The 19,091-nt window shown below is 66.1% G+C and carries 18 protein-coding genes and 1 pseudogene; 18 read left to right on the forward strand and 1 reads right to left on the reverse strand.

Annotation, left to right across the window (positions count from 1 at the left end; all coding sequences use genetic code 11):
* The first annotated feature begins 74 nt into the window (after nt 1–74).
* The 16 genes and pseudogenes from ADBZ9K_RS14080 to ADBZ9K_RS14155 all read left to right on the forward strand — a co-directional run bounded on the left by ADBZ9K_RS14080 (nt 75) and on the right by ADBZ9K_RS14155 (nt 16,026).
* On the forward strand, nt 75–1,316 hold the full coding sequence (locus ADBZ9K_RS14080; protein ID WP_526621477.1) for an alkane 1-monooxygenase: 1,242 nt from the start codon (nt 75–77) through the stop codon (nt 1,314–1,316).
* A complete protein-coding gene (locus ADBZ9K_RS14085) occupies nt 1,313–1,486 on the forward strand; it encodes a rubredoxin (RefSeq protein WP_526621478.1) in 174 nt (57 codons plus the stop codon). The genes ADBZ9K_RS14080 and ADBZ9K_RS14085 overlap by 4 nt, the downstream gene beginning before the upstream one ends.
* On the forward strand, nt 1,483–1,701 hold the full coding sequence (locus ADBZ9K_RS14090) for a rubredoxin (protein ID WP_526621480.1): 219 nt from the start codon (nt 1,483–1,485) through the stop codon (nt 1,699–1,701). Before ADBZ9K_RS14085 ends, ADBZ9K_RS14090 begins: the two co-directional genes overlap by 4 nt.
* Nucleotides 1,702–1,706: 5 nt before the next feature.
* Nucleotides 1,707–2,342, forward strand: a complete 636-nt coding sequence (alkX, locus tag ADBZ9K_RS14095) for a TetR family transcriptional regulator AlkX (RefSeq protein ID WP_526622641.1) — start codon at nt 1,707–1,709, stop codon at nt 2,340–2,342.
* Nucleotides 2,343–2,464: 122 nt separating this feature from the next.
* Nucleotides 2,465–3,925 carry an adenosylhomocysteinase gene (gene ahcY, locus ADBZ9K_RS14100; RefSeq protein ID WP_526621482.1) on the forward strand — a complete coding sequence of 487 codons (1,461 nt, stop codon included), beginning with the start codon at nt 2,465–2,467 and terminating at the stop codon, nt 3,923–3,925.
* Between the two features lie 112 nt (nt 3,926–4,037).
* Nucleotides 4,038–5,345, forward strand: a complete 1,308-nt coding sequence (locus ADBZ9K_RS14105) for a lipase family protein (RefSeq protein ID WP_526621484.1) — start codon at nt 4,038–4,040, stop codon at nt 5,343–5,345.
* Nucleotides 5,346–5,362: 17 nt separating this feature from the next.
* Nucleotides 5,363–5,992 (forward strand): dTMP kinase, encoded by a 630-nt coding sequence (locus ADBZ9K_RS14110; RefSeq protein WP_526621485.1) that lies wholly within the window; start codon nt 5,363–5,365, stop codon nt 5,990–5,992.
* Between the two features lie 72 nt (nt 5,993–6,064).
* The gene (gene mtrA / locus ADBZ9K_RS14115) at nt 6,065–6,751 is read left to right on the forward strand and encodes a two-component system response regulator MtrA (RefSeq protein ID WP_526621487.1); all 687 of its coding nucleotides are present in this window, start codon (nt 6,065–6,067) and stop codon (nt 6,749–6,751) included.
* A gap of 31 nt (nt 6,752–6,782) precedes the next feature.
* Nucleotides 6,783–10,219 (forward strand): annotated as a pseudogene (lpqB, locus tag ADBZ9K_RS14120) (MtrAB system accessory lipoprotein LpqB).
* A 12-nt stretch (nt 10,220–10,231) separates the two neighbouring features.
* Nucleotides 10,232–10,759, forward strand: coding sequence for a VOC family protein (locus ADBZ9K_RS14125; protein ID WP_526621489.1), 528 nt, complete (start codon nt 10,232–10,234; stop codon nt 10,757–10,759).
* Nucleotides 10,760–10,854: 95 nt separating this feature from the next.
* Nucleotides 10,855–11,160: a WXG100 family type VII secretion target gene (locus ADBZ9K_RS14130; protein WP_526621491.1), complete on the forward strand. Its 306-nt coding sequence runs from the start codon at nt 10,855–10,857 to the stop codon at nt 11,158–11,160.
* Nucleotides 11,153–11,443 (forward strand): WXG100 family type VII secretion target, encoded by a 291-nt coding sequence (locus ADBZ9K_RS14135; protein ID WP_526621493.1) that lies wholly within the window; start codon nt 11,153–11,155, stop codon nt 11,441–11,443. The genes ADBZ9K_RS14130 and ADBZ9K_RS14135 overlap by 8 nt, the downstream gene beginning before the upstream one ends.
* A gap of 100 nt (nt 11,444–11,543) precedes the next feature.
* Nucleotides 11,544–14,075, forward strand: coding sequence for an ADP-ribosyltransferase (locus ADBZ9K_RS14140; protein WP_526621495.1), 2,532 nt, complete (start codon nt 11,544–11,546; stop codon nt 14,073–14,075).
* Nucleotides 14,075–14,641: a hypothetical protein gene (locus ADBZ9K_RS14145; protein ID WP_526621496.1), complete on the forward strand. Its 567-nt coding sequence runs from the start codon at nt 14,075–14,077 to the stop codon at nt 14,639–14,641. The genes ADBZ9K_RS14140 and ADBZ9K_RS14145 overlap by 1 nt, the downstream gene beginning before the upstream one ends.
* 3 nt (nt 14,642–14,644) lie before the next feature.
* The gene (locus ADBZ9K_RS14150; RefSeq protein ID WP_526621498.1) at nt 14,645–15,106 is read left to right on the forward strand and encodes a hypothetical protein; all 462 of its coding nucleotides are present in this window, start codon (nt 14,645–14,647) and stop codon (nt 15,104–15,106) included.
* Between the two features lie 128 nt (nt 15,107–15,234).
* Complete coding sequence (locus tag ADBZ9K_RS14155) at nt 15,235–16,026, forward strand: SseB family protein (protein WP_526621500.1); 792 nt, start codon at nt 15,235–15,237, stop codon at nt 16,024–16,026.
* A 31-nt stretch (nt 16,027–16,057) separates the two neighbouring features.
* Here ADBZ9K_RS14155 and ADBZ9K_RS14160 read toward each other — a convergent pair whose 3' ends face one another.
* Nucleotides 16,058–17,284, reverse strand: a complete 1,227-nt coding sequence (locus ADBZ9K_RS14160) for an HNH endonuclease signature motif containing protein (RefSeq protein WP_526621502.1) — start codon at nt 17,282–17,284, stop codon at nt 16,058–16,060.
* A 162-nt stretch (nt 17,285–17,446) separates the two neighbouring features.
* Between ADBZ9K_RS14160 and ADBZ9K_RS14165 the strand changes: the two genes are divergently transcribed.
* A complete protein-coding gene (locus ADBZ9K_RS14165) occupies nt 17,447–18,076 on the forward strand; it encodes a ComF family protein (RefSeq protein WP_526621504.1) in 630 nt (209 codons plus the stop codon).
* Between the two features lie 298 nt (nt 18,077–18,374).
* Nucleotides 18,375–19,034: a ribosome hibernation-promoting factor, HPF/YfiA family gene (gene hpf / locus ADBZ9K_RS14170; protein WP_526621506.1), complete on the forward strand. Its 660-nt coding sequence runs from the start codon at nt 18,375–18,377 to the stop codon at nt 19,032–19,034.
* Nucleotides 19,035–19,091 lie beyond the last annotated feature (57 nt).

The following is a 19,091-nucleotide window of genomic DNA, read 5'->3' on the forward strand; positions in this document are numbered from 1 at the left end:
GTCTAGACACCCGACAAATCAACCTCTATAGTCAAGTCATCAACGGTGATGGCACTCACATGGAGGTATGACTCGTGACGTCTCAGCTGGACACCGGCGCCGCTGTCGCGCCGTCGGCGCAATGGCGCGACAGGAAGCGCTACCTGTGGCTGATGGGGCTCATCGGACCGACGGCGCTGTTCGTCGTGCTGCCGATCATCTGGGGCTTCAACCAGCTCGGTTGGACCACCGCCTCGCAGGCATTCTTCTGGGTCGGCCCGTTCCTGATCTACCTGCTGCTGCCGGTGCTGGATCTCAAGTACGGCCGGGACGGCGAGAACCCGCCCCTGGAGGTGATCGAGCAGCTGGAGAACGACAAGTACTACCGCTACTGCACCTACATCTTCATCCCGTTCCAGTTCGCCAGCATCGTCTTCGGCGCCTATCTGTTCACCGCGTCGAACCTGAGCTGGCTGGGCTACGAGGGTGGCCTGAGCTGGGTCGCCAAGATCGGTCTGGCGTTGTCGGTGGGCGTGCTCGGTGGACTGGGCATCAACACCGCCCACGAGATGGGACACAAGAAGGAGTCGCTGGAGCGCTGGCTGTCGAAGATCACCCTGGCGCAGACCTTCTACGGCCACTTCTACATCGAGCACAACCGCGGCCACCACGTGCGCGTCGCCACCCCGGAGGATCCCGCGTCGTCGCGCTTCGGTGAGACCTTCTGGGAGTTCCTCCCGCGCAGCGTCTGGGGGAGCGCGCGCTCGGCGCTGCGGGTCGAGTCAACCCGGATCCGCCGGCTCGGCAGGAGCCCGTGGGACCCGCGCACCTGGCTGGGCAACGACGTGCTCAACGCATGGCTGATGTCGGTGGTGCTGTGGGGCGTGCTGATCGCCGTGTTCGGCCCGGCGCTGATCCCGTTCCTGCTCATCCAGGCGGTGTTCGGGTTCTCCATGCTGGAGTCGGTGAACTACCTCGAGCACTATGGCCTGTTGCGGCAGAAGAACGAGAACGGCCGCTACGAGCGCTGCACTCCGCAGCACAGCTGGAACTCCGATCACCTGGTGACCAACCTGTTCCTCTACCACCTGCAGCGGCACAGTGATCACCACGCCAACCCGACCCGTCGCTACCAGACGCTGCGCAGCATGGACGAAGCCCCCGAGTTGCCCAGCGGTTATGCGACCCTGATCGGCGTGACCTACTTTCCGTGGATCTGGCGCAGGATGATGGATCACCGGGTGCTCGAGCACTACAACGGCGACATCACCAAGGTGAACATCGACCCACGTCGGCGGGAGAAGATCCTCGCCCGCTATGGGGTGAGCGCAGCGTGAGCGCCTTCAAGTGCCCGGTTTGCGACTATGTCTACGACGAGGCGAAGGGTGCCGCTCGGGAGGGATTCCCGGCCGGCACCGCCTGGGCCGACGTTCCCGATGACTGGTGCTGCCCGGACTGCGGTGTGCGGGAGAAGGTCGACTTCGAAGCGATGGAGGTAATGCAATGAGCGATGAGCGCTTGCGCGAAGAGCAGGCAGCCAGTGCCGACTACAAACTCTTCGTCTGCGTGCAGTGCGGATTCGAGTACGACGAAGCCAAGGGCTGGCCCGAGGACGGCATCGCCCCGGGTACCCGGTGGGAGGACATCCCCGAGGACTGGAGCTGCCCGGATTGTGGCGCGGCCAAGTCCGACTTCGAGATGGTGGAAGTCGCGCGCGGGTGACGACCCTGCTCTCGGCTAATGTCGCGCATGTGAAGAGGCCTCGGGTTCCCTATCCCGAGGCCTCTCGTGCGTTGTTGCGGGACTCGGTGCTCGACGCCATGCGCGAGGAGTTGCTGTCCAAGGACTGGTCGGCGATCACGCTGTCCGACGTGGCGCGTACCGCCGGGATCAGCCGCCAGACCATCTACAACGAGTTCGGCAACCGGATGGGCCTGGCCCAGGGGTACGCGTTGCGGCTGGCCGACCGGCTGGTCGACGCCATCGGCGACGCGATCACATCGAACGTCGGCAACGTCTTCGCCGCCTTCTCCGAAGGGTTCCGGGTGTTCTTCACCGAGTCGGCGGCCGACCCGCTGGTCACCTCGTTGCTGACCGGGGTCGCCAAACCCGACCTGCTGCAGATGATCACCACCGACAGCGCGCCGATCATCACCCGCGCCTCCGATCGACTCGCCGAGGCCTTCATGGAGAGCTGGGTCAACGCCAGCGAGGAGGACTCGGGCGTGCTGGCCCGCGCGATCGTGCGGCTGGCGATGAGCTACATCTCGATGCCGCCGGAAGCCAACCATGACGTGGCCCAAGACCTGGCCCGATTGATGACGCCGTTCGCCGAACGTTACGGTGTTATCGATATTCCTTAGCTGTCAGAGTGCCGCCGCTGTGAAGACGGATGAGCGCCTGTCCCGCGAGCCCGCAGGCTAGGAGTGTCGCCCGCGCGTGTCTGCGCGCAGAGAAGGCAATGACGAACGAAATGGGGCTCTACATGTCTGAATTGACCGCCGATACCCGCAACGGGATCGACTTCAAGGTCGCCGACCTGGGCTTGGCCGAATTCGGCCGCAAGGAGATCCGGCTGGCCGAGCACGAAATGCCCGGACTGATGTCGCTGCGCCGCGAGTACGCCGATGTGCTGCCGCTCAAGGGTGCGCGCATCTCGGGATCGCTGCATATGACGGTGCAGACCGCGGTGCTGATCGAGACGCTGGTAGCCCTCGGTGCTGAAGTCCGGTGGGCGTCGTGCAACATCTTCTCCACCCAGGACCACGCGGCCGCGGCCGTCGTCGTCGGCCCGCACGGCACCCCCGAGGAGCCCAAGGGAACCCCGGTGTTCGCTTGGAAGGGCGAGACGCTGGAGGAGTACTGGTGGGCCGCCGAGCAGATGCTCACTTGGGAGGGCGAGCCGGCGAACATGATCCTCGACGACGGCGGCGACGCGACCATGCTGGTGCTGCGCGGCGCCCAGTACGAGAAGGCCGGCGTGGTTCCGCCCGCCGAGGACGACGATTCGGCCGAGTGGAAGGTCTTCCTGGAGCTGTGCCGCAAGAGCTTCGAGAAGGACAACACCAAGTGGACGAAGATCGCCGAGTCGGTCAAGGGCGTCACCGAGGAGACCACCACCGGCGTGCTGCGGCTGTACCAGTTCGCCGCTGCCGGTGAGCTGGTGTTCCCGGCCATCAACGTCAACGACTCGGTCACCAAGAGCAAGTTCGACAACAAGTACGGCACCCGGCACTCGCTGATCGACGGCATCAACCGCGGCACCGACGTGTTGATCGGTGGCAAGAAGGTGCTGATCTGCGGATACGGCGACGTGGGCAAGGGCTGCGCGGAGTCGTTGGCCGGCCAGGGCGCGCGCGTGCAGGTCACCGAGATCGACCCGATCAACGCGCTGCAGGCGCTGATGGACGGTTTCGACGTGGTGACCGTGGAGCAGGCCATCGGCGACGCCGACATCATCGTCACCTCGACCGGCAACAAGGACATCATCACCCTCGACCACATGAAGGCGATGAAGGACAAGGCCATCCTGGGCAACATCGGCCACTTCGACAACGAGATCGACATGGCGGCCCTGGAGCGCTCGGGTGCCACCCGGATCAACATCAAGCCGCAGGTCGACGAGTGGGTGTTCGGCGGATCCGGCAAGTCGATCATCGTGCTCTCCGAGGGCCGGCTGCTCAACCTGGGCAACGCCACCGGCCACCCCTCGTTCGTGATGAGCAACAGCTTCTCCAACCAGGTGATCGCCCAGATCGAGCTGTGGACCAAGAACGACGAGTACGACAACGAGGTCTACCGGTTGGCCAAGCACCTGGACGAGAAGGTGGCTCGCATCCACGTGGAAGCGTTGGGCGGCACTCTCACCAAGCTCACCAAGGACCAGGCCGAGTACATCGGTGTCGACGTCGAGGGTCCCTACAAGCCCGAGCACTACCGCTACTGACGGTTGTCGCATCGAGCCTGCGTACCGATCTCGGTCTGTACGCAGGCTCGATCTCGTCTGAGACCGGGACCCGCCGGCGCCGAGCCGACCCCGACCCTGCTAGCCTCCGCGGATGCGATGGGGGTTGGTGCGCCGGTGCGCTGCTGTAATCGTCACCGTCGCAACGGTATTCCCGCCCCTGGCGCATGCCGATCGAGCGTGGGACCCGTACTACAACGAAGACGAGTACACCGAGTTCTACACGCCGCCGAATCCGCTGCCTCCCGCGGTTCCCGGCGAGGTGATCCGCTCCGAGCCGTCGCGGCTGGTGCTGGAACCCTCCGGTCAGCTCGGCGCCATCATGGCCACCGGCACCCGAGTGATGTACCGCAGCAACGACGGCCGGGGAAACCCCGACGTCGTCACCGGTACATACTTCGAGCCCGACAACGAGTGGCCGGGGCGGGGCCCGCGACCGCTGATCGTCTACGGTCCCGGCACCCAGGGCCAGGGTGACCAGTGCGCACCGTCGCGCCAGTTCAACCAGGGCATCCACTGGGCGCCCTATCTGGACCTGGCCTTCAACTACGAGGAGATGTTCGTCGCGACGATGGTGGCTCGCGGCTTCGCCATCTTCATGACCGATTACGAGGGCCTGGGCACCATCGGCGTCACCCACACCTACGTCAACCGCCTCTCCGAAGGGCACGCCATGCTTGACGGCGCGCGGGCGGCGTTGCGACTTTCCGGCACATCGCTGAAACCCGCTGGGCCCGTGGCCTTCTGGGGGTACTCGCAGGGAGGCGGTGCCGCCGCTTCGGCCGCCGAGCTCGCCGGGGTATATGCACCCGACGTGCATGTGGTCGGCACCTATGCCGGGGCGCCGCCGGCCGACCTGAAGGAACTGTTCCCGTATGCCGACGGCAGCGCGCTGGTCGGGGTCGTCGGCTACGCGCTGAACTCAATCATCGCCACCTACCCCGAGCATGCCGACGAGATCCGGGCGACGCTGACCCCGCGCGGCGAGGACCTCCTGGACAAAGTCAAAGACCAGTGCATCGCCGAGACCGCGACGAAGTTCATGTTCCGGCACCTGCAGCCCTACTTCAATCGCGACATCGCTGAACTGGTCAACGCCGAACCCTTCGCGAGCCTGTTCGACGAACAGCGGATCGGGCGGTTGAAGCCGAACGCGCCGGTGTTGATCAACAGCAACCGGTACGACCCGCTGGTGCCGTGGACCGCGGCCAACCAGCTGGGCCGCGATTGGTGTGCGCAGGGCGCCGATGTCGAGTTCCGCACCAATGAGGAACCACCGCTGCTGAACAAGGCTGTGGTCAACCACGCGCTGCCGATGCTGGTCGACGGCGAATCGGCGATGCAGTGGATCGCCGACCGCTTCAACGGTGTGCCGACCACGCCCAACTGCGGGCAGTTCTGAGACGTTAGGCTGCCCGCGTGCTCATCGTCATCGAGGGACTCGACGGGGCCGGTAAGCGCACGTTGACCGCCGGCCTGCAGCGCGCCTTCGAGGCGGACGGCAAGTCGGTCACGACGCTGGCCTTCCCCCGCTACGGCCAGTCGGTCACCGCCGATCTGGCCAGCGAGGCCCTGCACGGTCGGCACGGCGACCTGGCCGAGTCGGTCTACGCCATGGCGGTGTTGTTCGCCCTCGACCGCGCCGGAGCCAAGGATCAGCTCGCCGCCCTGGCCCGCGACTATGACGTCGTCATCCTGGATCGCTACGTCGCATCCAATGCCGCCTACAGCGCGGCCCGGCTGCATCAGGACGCCTCTGGTGAGGTGGTGGCGTGGGTCGGTGACCTCGAATACGGGCGTTTCGGCCTGCCCCGGCCGGACCGGCAGATCCTGCTCGACGCCTCCGTCGAACTGGCCGCGCAGCGCGCTAGGCAGCGGGCACAGCAGGAAGCCGACCGCGCCCGCGACGTCTACGAGCGCGACGACGGGCTGCAGCGGCGGACCGGCGCGGTGTATGCCGAACTGGGTGCCGCGAACTGGGGTGGCCCCTGGGCGATCGTGGCTCCGGACGTCGATCCGGGCGAATTGGCCCGATCCATGGCCGGTTAGGCGGCTGCACGCAGCGGAAATGTCGCAACTCGCCCGTGTGGTAGCCGGGGTTTGTCGCGATTCGGTGACACCATGGACTCCATGAGGCAAAGGATTCTCGTAGTCGACGACGACCCATCGCTGGCCGAGATGCTCACCATCGTGCTGCGTGGCGAGGGTTTCGACACCGCGGTCATCGGCGACGGCTCGCAGGCGCTGACCGCCGTACGTGAGCTGCGCCCCGATCTGGTGCTGCTGGACCTCATGCTGCCCGGCATGAACGGCATCGACGTGTGTCGCGTGCTGCGCGCGGACTCCGGCGTACCGATCGTCATGCTGACGGCCAAGACGGACACCGTGGACGTGGTGCTTGGGCTGGAGTCCGGCGCCGACGACTACGTGATGAAGCCGTTCAAACCCAAGGAACTGGTGGCCCGGGTCCGTGCCCGGCTGCGCCGCAACGAGGACGAGCCGGCCGAGATGCTGTCGATCGCCGATATCGACATCGACGTGCCGGCTCACAAGGTCACCCGTGACGGTGAGCAGATTTCGCTGACACCGCTGGAGTTCGACCTGCTGGTGGCGCTGGCACGCAAACCGCGACAGGTGTTTACTCGTGATGTGCTGCTCGAACAGGTGTGGGGCTATCGCCACCCCGCCGACACCCGTTTGGTGAACGTGCATGTTCAGCGGTTGCGGGCCAAGGTCGAGAAGGACCCGGAGAACCCGCAAGTGGTGCTGACCGTTCGAGGAGTGGGATACAAGGCCGGACCCCCGTGATCCGCAGCGCTTCCGAGGAGGAGCGCCGCTCGTGATCTTCAGCTCGAGGCGGCGCATCCGCGGCCCGTGGGGGCGTTCTGGCCCCCTGGTGCGGGGTACCAGCGCGTTGAGTCGGGCAGTGGCACTGATCTGGCGGCGCTCGCTGCAACTGCGCGTGGTTGTCCTGACTCTGGGTCTGTCCGCGGCGGTGATCGTGGTGCTCGGGTTCGTGCTCACCAGCCAGATCACCAACCGGGTGCTCGACGTCAAGGTCCATGCCGCCACCGAAGAATTGGACCGGGCACGCAATACCGTCAGCGGGATTGTCAGCGGTGAAGAGGCCCGCTCGCTGGACAGCAGCCTGCAGCTGGCCCGCAACACGTTGATCTCCAAGGCCGGTCCGTCCTCGGGTGCCGCCCTGGCGGGCACCTTCGACGCCGTGCTGATGGTGCCGGGCGACGGTCCGCGGGCGGCCACCGCGGCCGGGCCGGTGGAGCAGATCCCGAAGTCGTTGCGCGACTTCGTCAAGGCCGGCCAGGTCAGCTATCAGTATTCGGCGGTGCACACCGACAGCTTCTCGGGCCCGGCGCTGCTGATCGGCACGCCGGTTCCTTCCCAGGTGCCCAACCTCGAGCTGTATCTGGTCTTCCCGCTCAACGGCGAGGAGAGCACGATCAGCCTGGTGCGCGGCACGATGGCCACCGGCGGGCTGGTGCTGCTGGTCCTGCTGGCCGGTATCGCGCTGCTGGTGTCGCGTCAGGTGGTCCTGCCGGTGCGCTCGGCGTCCCGGATCGCCGAACGGTTCGCCGAGGGGCACCTGTCGGAGCGGATGCCGGTGCGCGGTGAGGACGACATGGCGCGCCTGGCGGTGTCGTTCAACGACATGGCCGAGAGCCTGCAGCGTCAGATCACCAACCTCGAGGAGTTCGGCAACCTGCAGCGCCGGTTCACCTCCGACGTCAGCCATGAGCTGCGCACCCCGTTGACCACCGTGCGGATGGCCGCCGACCTGATCCACGACCACGCCGAGGAGCTCGACCCGGCGTTGCGCCGCTCCACCGAGCTGATGGTCAACGAGCTGGACCGGTTCGAAACGCTGCTCAACGACCTGCTGGAGATCTCGCGTCACGACGCCGGTGTCGCCGAGCTGTCGGTCGAGGCGGTCGATCTGCGCTCCACGGTCAACAGTGCGCTGGGCAATGTCGGGCACCTGGCCGACGAGGCCGGTATCGAGCTGCTGGTGAACGTGCCCGATCAGGAGGTCATCGCCGAGGTCGACGCCCGCCGGGTGGAACGCATCCTGCGCAACCTGATTGCCAACGCGATCGATCACGCCGAGCACAAGCCGGTGCGAATCCAGATGGCCGCCGACGAAGACACCGTCGCGGTCACCGTCCGCGACTACGGTGTCGGGCTGCGCCCCGGCGAGGAGAAACTGGTGTTCAGCCGGTTCTGGCGTTCGGACCCGTCGCGGGTGCGCCGCTCCGGCGGGACGGGGCTGGGCCTGGCGATCAGCATCGAAGACGCCCGCCTGCATCAGGGCCGGCTGGAAGCCTGGGGCGAACCAGGTAAGGGGGCGTGCTTCCGGCTGACCCTGCCGCTGGTGCGCGGCCACAAGGTCACCACCAGCCCGCTGCCGCTGAAACCCGTTGCGGGCGAACGGCGCGACGGGCTGAAGGACCCGCGCCAGGTGCGGCAGCGGGAACCGGCAGGAGAGAGCGTGTGAGACGCCGGTGGCTGGCCCTTGTCATGGCCGGGCTGGTCGCGATGTTGACGGCGTGCGCCGGGGTGCCGAACTCGTCGGCGCCGCAGGCGATCGGCACCGTCGAGCGGCCGCAGCCCAAGAGCCTGCCCAAGCCCACCCCTGGCATGGATCCCGATCAGCTGCTGCGCGAATTCCTCAAGGCCACCGCAGATCCGGCCAACCGGCACCTGGCGGCCCGCCAGTTCCTCACCGAATCGGCGTCTAGTGCATGGGACGACCAGGGCAGCGCGCTGCTCATCGACAAGGTCGTCTTCGTCGAAACCCGCACCACCGAGCGGGTTTCGGTCACCATGAAGGCCGACATCCTCGGCTCGCTGTCCGACGTGGGTGTCTTCGAGACCGCCGAGGGGCAGTTACCCGATCCGGGCCCGATCGAGCTGGTGCAGACCGCCGACGGCTGGCGGATCAACAAGCTGCCCAACGGAGTGTTCCTGGACTGGCAGCAGTTCCAGGCCACCTACAAACGCAACACCCTGTATTTCGTGGATCCGACCGGTAAGACCGTCGTTCCCGACCCGCGCTACGTCGCGGTGTCCGACCCCGATCAACTCGCCACCGAATTGGTGACCAAGCTGATCGCCGGGCCGCGTCCGGAGATGTCGCGGACCGTGCGCAACCTGCTCGGCCAGCCGCTGAAGTTGATGGGGCCGGTGACGCGTGCCGACGGCGGCAAGACGGGCATCGGCCGCGGTTACGGCGGGGCACGCGTCGAGCTGGAGAATCTGACCACCACCGATCCGCACAGCCGGCAATTGCTTGCCGCCCAGATCATCTGGACGATGGCGCGAGCCGACATCAAGGGTCCGTATGTGATCGACGCCGACGGTGCCGCGCTCGATGACCGGTTCGCCGACGGGTGGAACACCACCGATGTGGCCGCCACCGACCCGGGCGCCGTCGACGGCGCGTCGGCCGGTGTGCACGCGCTCATCGGCGGCTCGATGGTGTCACTGGACGGTCAGCGGGCGGCGCCGGTACCCGGATCCTTCGGTCAGATGACCGCCCAGGTGGCGGCCGCGCTGTCCCGCACTGGCCAAGACATCGCCTCGGTGATCGTGCAGCGGCCCGGCGCCCCGGATATGGCTTCGTCGCTGTGGATCGGCCCCAATGGCGGAGTCGCGGCCCAGGCCACCGACGCGCGGTCGTTGACGCGCCCGTCGTGGGCGTTGGATGACGCGGTGTGGGTGGTGGTCGACGGCAACAGCATCGTGCGGGTCATCCAGGAGGAGGCCTCCGGGCAGCCGGCCCGCATCCCGGTGGACTCCGCGGCGGTGACCTCCCAATTCCCCGGTGCGATAACCGAACTCCAGCTGTCGCGGGACGGCACCCGCGCGGCAATGGTGGTCAATGGTCAGGTGGTGCTCGCCGGTGTGGAGCAGACGCCGGTGGGGGAGTTCGCGCTGACCTATCCGCGCCGGCTCGGTTTCGGCCTCGGCTCCTCGGTGGTGTCGCTGTCGTGGCGCACCGGCGACGACATCGTCGTCACCCGCACCGATCGGACCCATCCGGTGTCGTATGTGAACCTCGACGGCGTCAACTCCGACGGGCCGAGCGGCAACATCGCCGCACCGGTTTCGGCGGTGGCGGCCAACCCGGCCGCGGTCTACGTGTCCGACACCCGCGGGGTGTTGCAGTTGTCTGGAACCAGTGCCGAGAACGGTCAATCCTGGTCGGATGTGCGGCCGTTCATGGTTCCCGGCACCGTGCCGGTGTTGCCCGGCTGAGAGGAGATCAGGGTGCCCGGACCTGTGCTACCCGGAGTGATCCGCCAGATCGGTTATATCGTGCGGGATTTCGATCAAGCGTTGGCGGACTGGGTGGAGCTCGGCGTCGGGCCCTGGTATGTCCTTCGCGCGATCACCCAGACGGGGGTCTATCGCGGTGAGCCGTGCACGGTGACGCTGACGATCGGGTTCGCCAACAGCGGCGATCTGCAGGTGGAGGTGATCCACCAGGACAACGACGTGCCGTCGATCTATTCGGAGTTCACCGCGGCCGGCGGTGATGGTTTTCACCAGCTGGCCTACTGGGCTGAGGATTTCGATGCCGCGCTGGCGGCCGGTGAGGCCGCGGGATGGCCGGTGGTGTGGTCGGGCGGTGACGCGGAAACGGGCCGGTATGCCTACTTGGAGCCGCCCAGCGCGGTGGCCAGGATCGTCGAGTTGATGGAGCTGACCCCGGCGACGTCGGGACTGGCCGAGTTGGTGCGTTCGGCGGCGGTGGCGTGGGACGGAAGTGACCCGATTCGGGTGCTGAACGGGTAGCGGCACTGTGTGGGGTTTCCGCCGATTGGCAGGCTAGACTGCAGCTCAGGTGGGTGAATTGTCGGCTCCCGGTCAAGTCGGTAGCGTTTGCTCCTGTGAGTGGGGAGTTGCGGGTAGACCCAGCGGTGCTGGCGGCCGCATGTGAGGCGTTGACGGCGGGGGCGCAGCATCTGCAGGCAGGTCTGCGCGAACTCGACACCGAGGCCCAGCAGGTGTTGGGATCGTGGGAGGGATCCGCGGGCGGTTCGTATGCCGCTGCCTGGCAGCAGTGGCACGACGGTTCGCTTAAGGTTCAGCAGGCGTTGGCGACCATCGCCGGGCGGCTCGGCGAGGCCGGGCACGCGTTCGGGGCCAACGAGCAGAACTCCGCGGACAGGTTGGGGGGTGTCCACGATGGCTGACCCGTTCGCCGTGGACTTGGACCGGCTGAACGACATCGTCGAGCGAATGGCGTCCTATCAGGCCACCGTCGACTCCATGTTGGAGGAATGCGACGCAGTGGTGGCGCAACTGCATGCGAACTGGCACGGGATTGCCAGCGATGCTCACGACGCGGCCCACCAGCAGTGGAGAGAGGGGGCCGACATGATGCGGAATGCGTTGGCGCAGCTGCGCTCGGCCGGTGCACATGCCCACACCTCGTACAGCGGGGCAATCGAAGCGAACCTGAAAATCTGGGGCTAGCGCCGTGGGTGAGTTGTTGCGGGTTGATCCTGCGGGACTTTGGGGTGCGGGGTCTGCGGTCGGTGCGGTTGGCGGGGGGCTCACGGCGGCGGTGGGGGTGTTGGCTGCTGCGTATAGCGCCAATACCGGTCAGGATGCGGCCGGGGCGGTGTTCGGCTTTGCTTATCAGGATTCGGCTAAGGCGTTGGTTGACGGTGTTGCTAAGGGAGTCAACGCGTTACGTCGTATCGGTTATCTGATTGAGGGTTCGGCGACCAACTATTCCCGGGCGGAGGCGGCCGCTGATATCGGGGGTGGGGCGGCGCCGTTGCCGGCGCCGGTGGCTCCTGGACAGTACGTGGGGCCGGGTGGTGGGCCAGATGTCAACGGGCTCGGTCAGACTCCGCCCGTGTTGTGGTATCTCGTCGAGTTTCTGGTCGGCGATTGGTGGCCGAACGGGGATCCGGGGCAGCTTCGCGCTGCTGCTGCCGCGTGGAGTGCCTTTGCTGGGCCGTTGTATGGGGTGACGGGGCAGAATGCCGGGGCTTATGCGGTGATCGATGTCCAGCAGATGCCGGACAAGGAGCCGATGAAGTCCGCGGTGCGTGATGTCGGCACGGCGATGTCGTCGTTGGCCGGTGAGGCGCAGAAACTGGCCGGCGAATTGAGCAGCTTTGCCGCCGATGTCGAGAACACCCAGAACGCGATTCGTGACCTGCTCGACAAGTTGAGGTCGGTGGTGGGGTCAGTCGTCGACGAGGGTGTGTTGGGAACCGTGTTCGAGCTGGTGACCGGGGACGCTGAGGAGAAGATCCAGGAGGTTGCCGATGACATCAAAGCGGTGATCGCCAATCACAAGCGGCAGTCGGCGGCGCGCAAGGAGTTGCTCGCTGAACTCGTCACCGGTATCAAGAACTACACGCGGGCCATGGAGATCATCACCCGGGTGGAGCTGGTCAGCTACCTTGGCGAAGACGCGGGTCGGGTTGTGGCCACCGTCAACGACGCCTTGACCGATACATCGGTGGGTGTCTCAGTGGGTGCGATTAATACCGTCGGTGGTTTGGTGACGGGATTCGATCCGATCGGGGACCCGAAGGGCACGTGGGCCACGATCGAGGGTCTGGGCAAGATGGCTGAGGCCTTCAATCCGACGACCGCTGCGATGGCGTTTGCGCGGGATCCGCAGGGCACCATCGACATGGTCAAGGGCATCACGCACTTCGATGACATCGTGACCAGCAACCGTCCTTTCATCGGTGTCGGCGAGTTGGGTTTTGACATCGGTACGGCGGTCGTGCCGGGCGGGGCGGCGGCTAAGGCAGGTGCCGGTGCGCGGGCGGCTGAGGGAGCGGGCGCGCGTGGGGAAGTGGCGGCGACTGGGCGGGTTGCCGGTGAAGGGGCCGAGATTGCTTCGGCGGCAGGTGGTTTGCGTGGTGTTGTGCGTGACGTCGATGGGGTGACAGCCAAGCTCGACGACCTGAGCAAGACGTCGCTCGACGGTGCGAAGCCGCCGTCCGCAAGCCCTGGTCCGTTGCCCAAACCACCCGAGGCGCCGGTTCTCCGTGATCCGGGCCCTGCGCCCGCGGGTGGAAAGCCCACGTCCGCGCCGCTCTCAGGTGAACCCGTTTCGCCGCCGGTAACACATGCCCCGGAGGCTATTCCGGCGCCTGGTCCTAAGGCAGAAGTTCCTTCTGCCCCTGCGGGTTCCGAAGTGGCCACAGCGCCGACCTCGGCGGCCCCGGGTGAAGCGACCACTGCGCCGGGTGTTCCTCCCGCTGGGCACGTACCTGCCTCAGCTACGGACGCTCCCAGCATGAACCATCCAGGTGGTGGGCCGCATGACGCTGGTACCGGGGGGAGCCACGGTGGTGGACCACCCGACAGCGGTCACAGCCACGGCGGCGGGCCCGAGGGCCACCAGCCGAACAACCCACCACACACCGGCCTGCACGACCCGCCTGCGAATCATGGGGTTCCCGGCGGCCACCTGCCGGACCTGACGGAGATCAACAACGAATACCGGCTGTCTGGTGGCGCCGTCGACCCCGCCCGCTTTGAGGAGTGGACTGAGAAAGTATCCGAGAGGTATGAGCCGATAACTCCCAACGGTGTCGGAGGAGTCTACGACTACAGCACTGAGCTGCACCAGGGGATGAATCCGTATCTCCGCGATATGGACTCACTCACCGAGAGGCAACAGTCGGTGTTGGGCGTCGATTCGTTGAGTGATCTGACTCCCGAACAACGTGCGCGGTGGGAGGAACGGATTGCGCACGCCGATGAAGGTCTCGCTGCATTGCCGCCATACCGAGCTGATCCTTCAGAGTTGACCTCGACCACGTGGCGTGGGATGCGGGCATCGGACTCCCTGCTGGACCAACTGCGTGAGGGAGCCGTCTTTCGCGACCCGGGATACCTTAGTACGACTTCAGACTCATTCGTAGCGGAATCATTCGCAAGGGCTGCGGGGCCCAGCGAGACGCCAACCTTGGTCACGGTCGTGGGATCGGATGGTGTGGATGTAAGCCAACTTTCGAGGTATATGGATGAGGCCGAGATCTTGTTTCCGCGAGGATCTCAATTCGAGATACTTTCTCGGCAGCTCGGAGACGATGGGATGTTGCGAATTACTATGAAGCAGGTGAAGTGATGAATTCCGATCTACTAACTTCGGCCGACGCGATTGACGGCTGGATCAAAGAACACATGACTAAGGGCGAGGGAATGACCCGGCCCTACAGCAGGAAGTGGGAGAACGGGGGATGCAGCCCGAGTCACTCTCTGCGGCATTGGCGTTCGGACCGTGTCCGGACGTTAGCAGACGGGCTGGCTTCGCTGAACCAACCAGTTTCTGGGGTGAGCAACGGAGTGTTGGTAGATGTTGGTGGTGTCGCTGTTCGAGTTTCAGGTGACAGAAGCGATCCTGGCGAAGGCCCGCCTCAGGAATACCTCATTCAGGTTCTGGGCGGTCCTGTGAACTATGTGGGTAACTCGCCCGAAGTCATCATTGCGCTATTGCGTGAACTTCAGTTAGCACCGCCACCGCAGCCTGATGTCGACTTCATCCAGGTTGGCTTTCCCGGCCACGAAAAGGATGAAGTTACCTACGTCGGAAGCTGGCAGTGGGACGTCCACGGCGAGGCGCGTGGGCATGAGTTCGTGAACAGAGCTGCGGCCGCCACGTTGGCCGCTATCGAAGCTGCTGGAAAGGATTAGCTCGTGGCCGAAGACATTGTGACAACGCTGTCTAAGCTTCCTGCGATGCCGGCGATCACCTATCGCGGGATGGCGGGTCCCCGGCCGAACGGATCGTTCACGCTCAGCGGGATCTTGCCCACGTCGATGGATCCGCGTGTTGGCAGCGAGAACTTCACTGCGGAATGGCTGGCGGCGATCGTGAGTATTACCGGTCGGCTTGTGGCGCCGTTCGCCCGGTATCGCGAAGAGCAGGAGATCGCGATGCTGCCGGGTACGTTGCTCCTGCTCGTTGGCTCGGTGGATGTTCCCGGTCTGCCGGATAGTGTGGTGCTTCTGGCTGAGCCCGGAGATGCGCCCGGGTTACCTGCCGATTCGGCAGCCCTGAAACAGGCTGTGATTGAACAGATCACAGACGCGTTGGCTCGTCCAGCCGTCACGGTCAATACACCGGGTCGGTTCGCATTTCGACCACCCCCGCCATGAGTTCGCGAAGGCTCGATCGCGGCCCGATGTGCCGGTCAGTTCGCCGGGCCGCCTCGCAGTACCCAACGACACCCCGCCACAGCGCCGGTTTCAAACGCCGACCGTCGCCGGTATCGCAGCAGTCCGCGATGCAACCCGTCGCCAACACTGTCGTCCGCCAGGCAGTCGCCGCGTTCGCCGCCGCGCCGAGTCAGACGGCCGCCTTCGACGTACTGCGGTCGTGCAGGTACGGCGACCTCCTCTTCGACACCACAGGCTCGGATGTGCCCGGTCACGACGGATACGCGGCCGGTGCCACACTGCAGATCCGGCGGGGGACGGGGCCTGACGGAAAAGGCGCGCTTCTTGCCTTCACCCGCAACGAGGAGATTGCGCGGTTGTATCCACCGGAAACGAGCACCATGTCCTTGGTCCAGCCAGCCACGGGTGTGCTCGACTTGGCCAGACATCCGCAGGACGCCTGGCTCTACATCGACCCGGCCGGCCCAACCTGTGCGCTATCCGCGGTGGAAATTGACTTCGCACTGCGCAATCCAAACAATGAGCCACTCAAGGCCGCCATTGCCAATCTCGCGGACGCGCGAACGAACCGGCAGGCAGTCCTCAGCCTGCTGAAACAGGAAGGCCCGCTGCTGCTCGCGGTGGACGAGACTTCCGTTCCTGGCAAGGCGGGACTCCGTACGACCAGGATGGCGGATGGCTCGGCCGGCCTTCTTGCCTTCACGAGTGCTCCAGAGGTCGTCTCCCACAACCCGGCGGACGCGGTGATGGCGTCCACCACCCGGCGGGGTCGTCGAACTGGTTCGCGCGGATGGCTACGGCGGTCTCGTTGCCAATCCATCGGGTCCGTACTTCGTGGCCACAACGGCGGAACTCAATCGCTGACCACGGCGGGAGCCTCGGCGCTTGCCAGGCTGTAGCTACGCATCACGAATGAATGCGTCCGCTTCCTCAATTGTCCGGTGGCGCTTGGGGTTGGAAGGGCTGGTACCACTTCCAGTCGGCGCGTTCGCCGGTTGGTCCGGGGCAGGGTGGGACGGCCGGCGGTGGGTGTTTTGCTGGGCGCGCCAGGGACCTCGACAAGAGTGGTTGGCCGTCTTCGTCGGTGACGGTGATGTGGTGGGCGGGCCCGCTGATGGTGATCAGCCCGCGGTGGTGCGCCCGGTGGTGATACGGGCAGAGCAGCACCAGGTTGTGCAGTTCGGTGGGGCCGCCGTCTTCCCAGTGCTGAATGTGGTGGGCGTGCAGGCCCCGAGTGGCGTTGCAACCGGGGACGGCGCAGGTGGTGTCGCGGTGTTCCAGCGCGCGACGGAGGCGTCGGTTGATGGTGCGGGTGCTTCGTCCGGCGCCGAGGGGTTGTCCGTCGCGTTCGAACCAGACTTCGCCGGTGGCGTCGCAGGTCAGATACTGGCGGTCGGCATCCGATAGCAGCGGCCCCAGATGCAATGCGGCGACGCGGTCTTTGACGTCCAGGTGTACGACGACGGTGGTGCGTTGGCCGTGGGGGCGGCGGGCGGCCTCGCTGTCCCAGCCGGCCTCGACCAGGCTCATGAATGCGTCAACGGTGTTCGGCAACGGCGGCGCACTCTCCGAGGCACCGTCACCATGATCGTGTTTCCAGTCGGCGATCAGTGCATCCAGATGGGATTGGACGGCAGCATCGAACGTGGCCGCCTCGTCATGGGGCAGGGTGATCTTCCAACTGGTGACAGTGTCGTTGCAGGACTTGACGATCGAGCGCTGCGGCTCGGGCGTGGGCTCGGAGTCGGGTCGCGGCTCGAGCTTGACCGCGGTGCGCAGTTGGTTGACGGTGGCGACGGCGGCCAGCTGCGCGTAGTGCTCATCAGACCCATCCCCGGCGTGGGCGGCAATGACGCCGACCTGGTCGAGTGAGAGCCGCCCTTCTCGCATGCCTTGGGTGCAGTGGGGGAACTGCGCGCTGCGGTGGGCGATCGCAGCGATGGTGTGCGCGTTGGTGGTTGAGGTGCCGAGCCGCCATGCGACGAGGGCGGGAATGGAGCGTGCGCCGGTGGCGCCCCAGTTCCCGTCGTGGTCGATCTGGGCGACGATTTCCACGATGCGTCCGTCGATCGCATTGCGTTGGCCGGCTAATTCCGCCAACTCCTCGAACAACGCCTCGAGGCGTTCCTTGGGGTTGAGCGCGGCCGTCGAGGACATGTCCTCATCATGACAGCAGGGTCCGACAAGGACTGGACGCAAACGGGTTTCGGTAAGCTGCTTCCCGGCACACGGAGCGCCCGCCGCGCACCGCGATCTCCTTGCCTGGCCCCCTGTGGACAGACGCAGTGCCCCGGCGCCGGCAAGACCCACACTCAATTTATGTTCGACCTCGTCCTGCCGCGCGAATGCGGAGGTTGCGGCGCGCCGTCGACGACGTGGTGCGACACCTGCGCGGCCACCCTCGCAGTCCACGACGACGAGCCGCACCTGGTCACCCCGCGCATCGATCCGGGCGTTCCCGTCTTCGCCCTCGGCCGCTACGCCGGCACGCGGCGCCAGGCCATCGTCGCGGTCAAGGAACACGGCCGTCGCGATCTCGTCGCTCCGCTAGCCCGCGCCCTCGCCCTGGGCATGCACCACCTGATCGGCTGGGGACTGCTCGACACGCCGGTCACCGTCGTCCCCGCACCCACCCGCGCCTCGGCCGCCCGACGTCGCGGCGGTGACCCCGTCACCCGCATCGCCGCCGAAGCCACCCGCAACCATCCCGCGATCACCGTCACCCAGGCGCTGCGCACCCGCGCCCTGGTGCGCGACTCGGTCGGGCTCTCCAGCGCCGCGCGCGAACGTAATCTGGCCGGCCGCATCAAGATCACCAAGCCGGTCACTGGCGAGGTCCTGCTTGTTGACGACATCGTCACCACCGGCGCCACCGCGCGCGAGGCGGTGCGAACTCTCGGGAGAGCCGGGGCCAGAGTGACGGCTGTGCTGACCCTCGCGCAGGCCTGACCGGCCGAGGAACTTGGTCCCTGTAACAGGGGGCGAAAGAACTGGAAACAGGTGCGCCAAAAAGGTGGCACGGCGCCGTGAACAACGACTACCGTCGGGGCCAACACACCGTGAACACATCGCGGGGCGGCCTAGACCACGGGCCCGCCACTTTTTGCCGACAACGGTAGGAGGTGAGGCTTCTCGACCCCTGGCGCCGGCAAGCGAAGATTCGTGCCAATTCCTGTCGGCGCAGCTATCGAAGACAGGCCGGCACGCCTGAGTGCGTGCAACCCGTAACAGAAACGAGTTGTCAAGCATGTCAATCGAATCCGTGAACTCCGACCAGTTGCTGACCGACGACGAGACCGCCAACGCCGAGGTTCAGGTGTGCGGCCGTAACGTCGAAATCCCCGATCACTATCGCGTCTACGTCGCGCAGAAGCTCGCTCGCCTTGAGCGGTTCGACCGCTCGATCTACCGGTTCGACGTCGAGCTTGAGCACGAACGCAACCGGCGCCAGCGCAAGAACTGTCAGCACGTCGAGATCACCGCGCGGGGGCGCGGCCCGGTCGCTCGTGGTGAAGCCTGTGCCGACAGCTTCTACGGCGCCTTCGAGGCCGCCGTCCACAAACTCGAGAACCGGCTGCGCCGCACCAAAGACCGGCGCAAGGTTCATTACGGTGACAAGCGGCCGGTGTCCCTGCACGAGGCCACCGCCCTCACTCCGGCCGACGTCGCCGAGGTGTTCAAGCCCGAGCCGACCGCACCGCCGGCCCCCGCTGTCGAGGACCACGAACCCGGCCGCATCGTGCGCACCAAGGACCATCCGGCCAAGCCGATGACCGTCGACGACGCGCTCTATGAGATGGAGCTGGTCGGGCACGATTTCTTCTTGTTCCAGGACAAGGAGACCGATCGACCGTCGGTCGTCTACCGTCGCCACGCCTACGACTACGGGTTGATCAGACTGGCTTGATCGACGCTGACAGGGCTCGACCAGCGCGTCACCTAGGATGGAGGGCGCTCACGCCTC

This window comes from Mycobacterium sp. (genome assembly GCF_965229265.1).
GTDB lineage: Bacteria > Actinomycetota > Actinomycetes > Mycobacteriales > Mycobacteriaceae > Mycobacterium.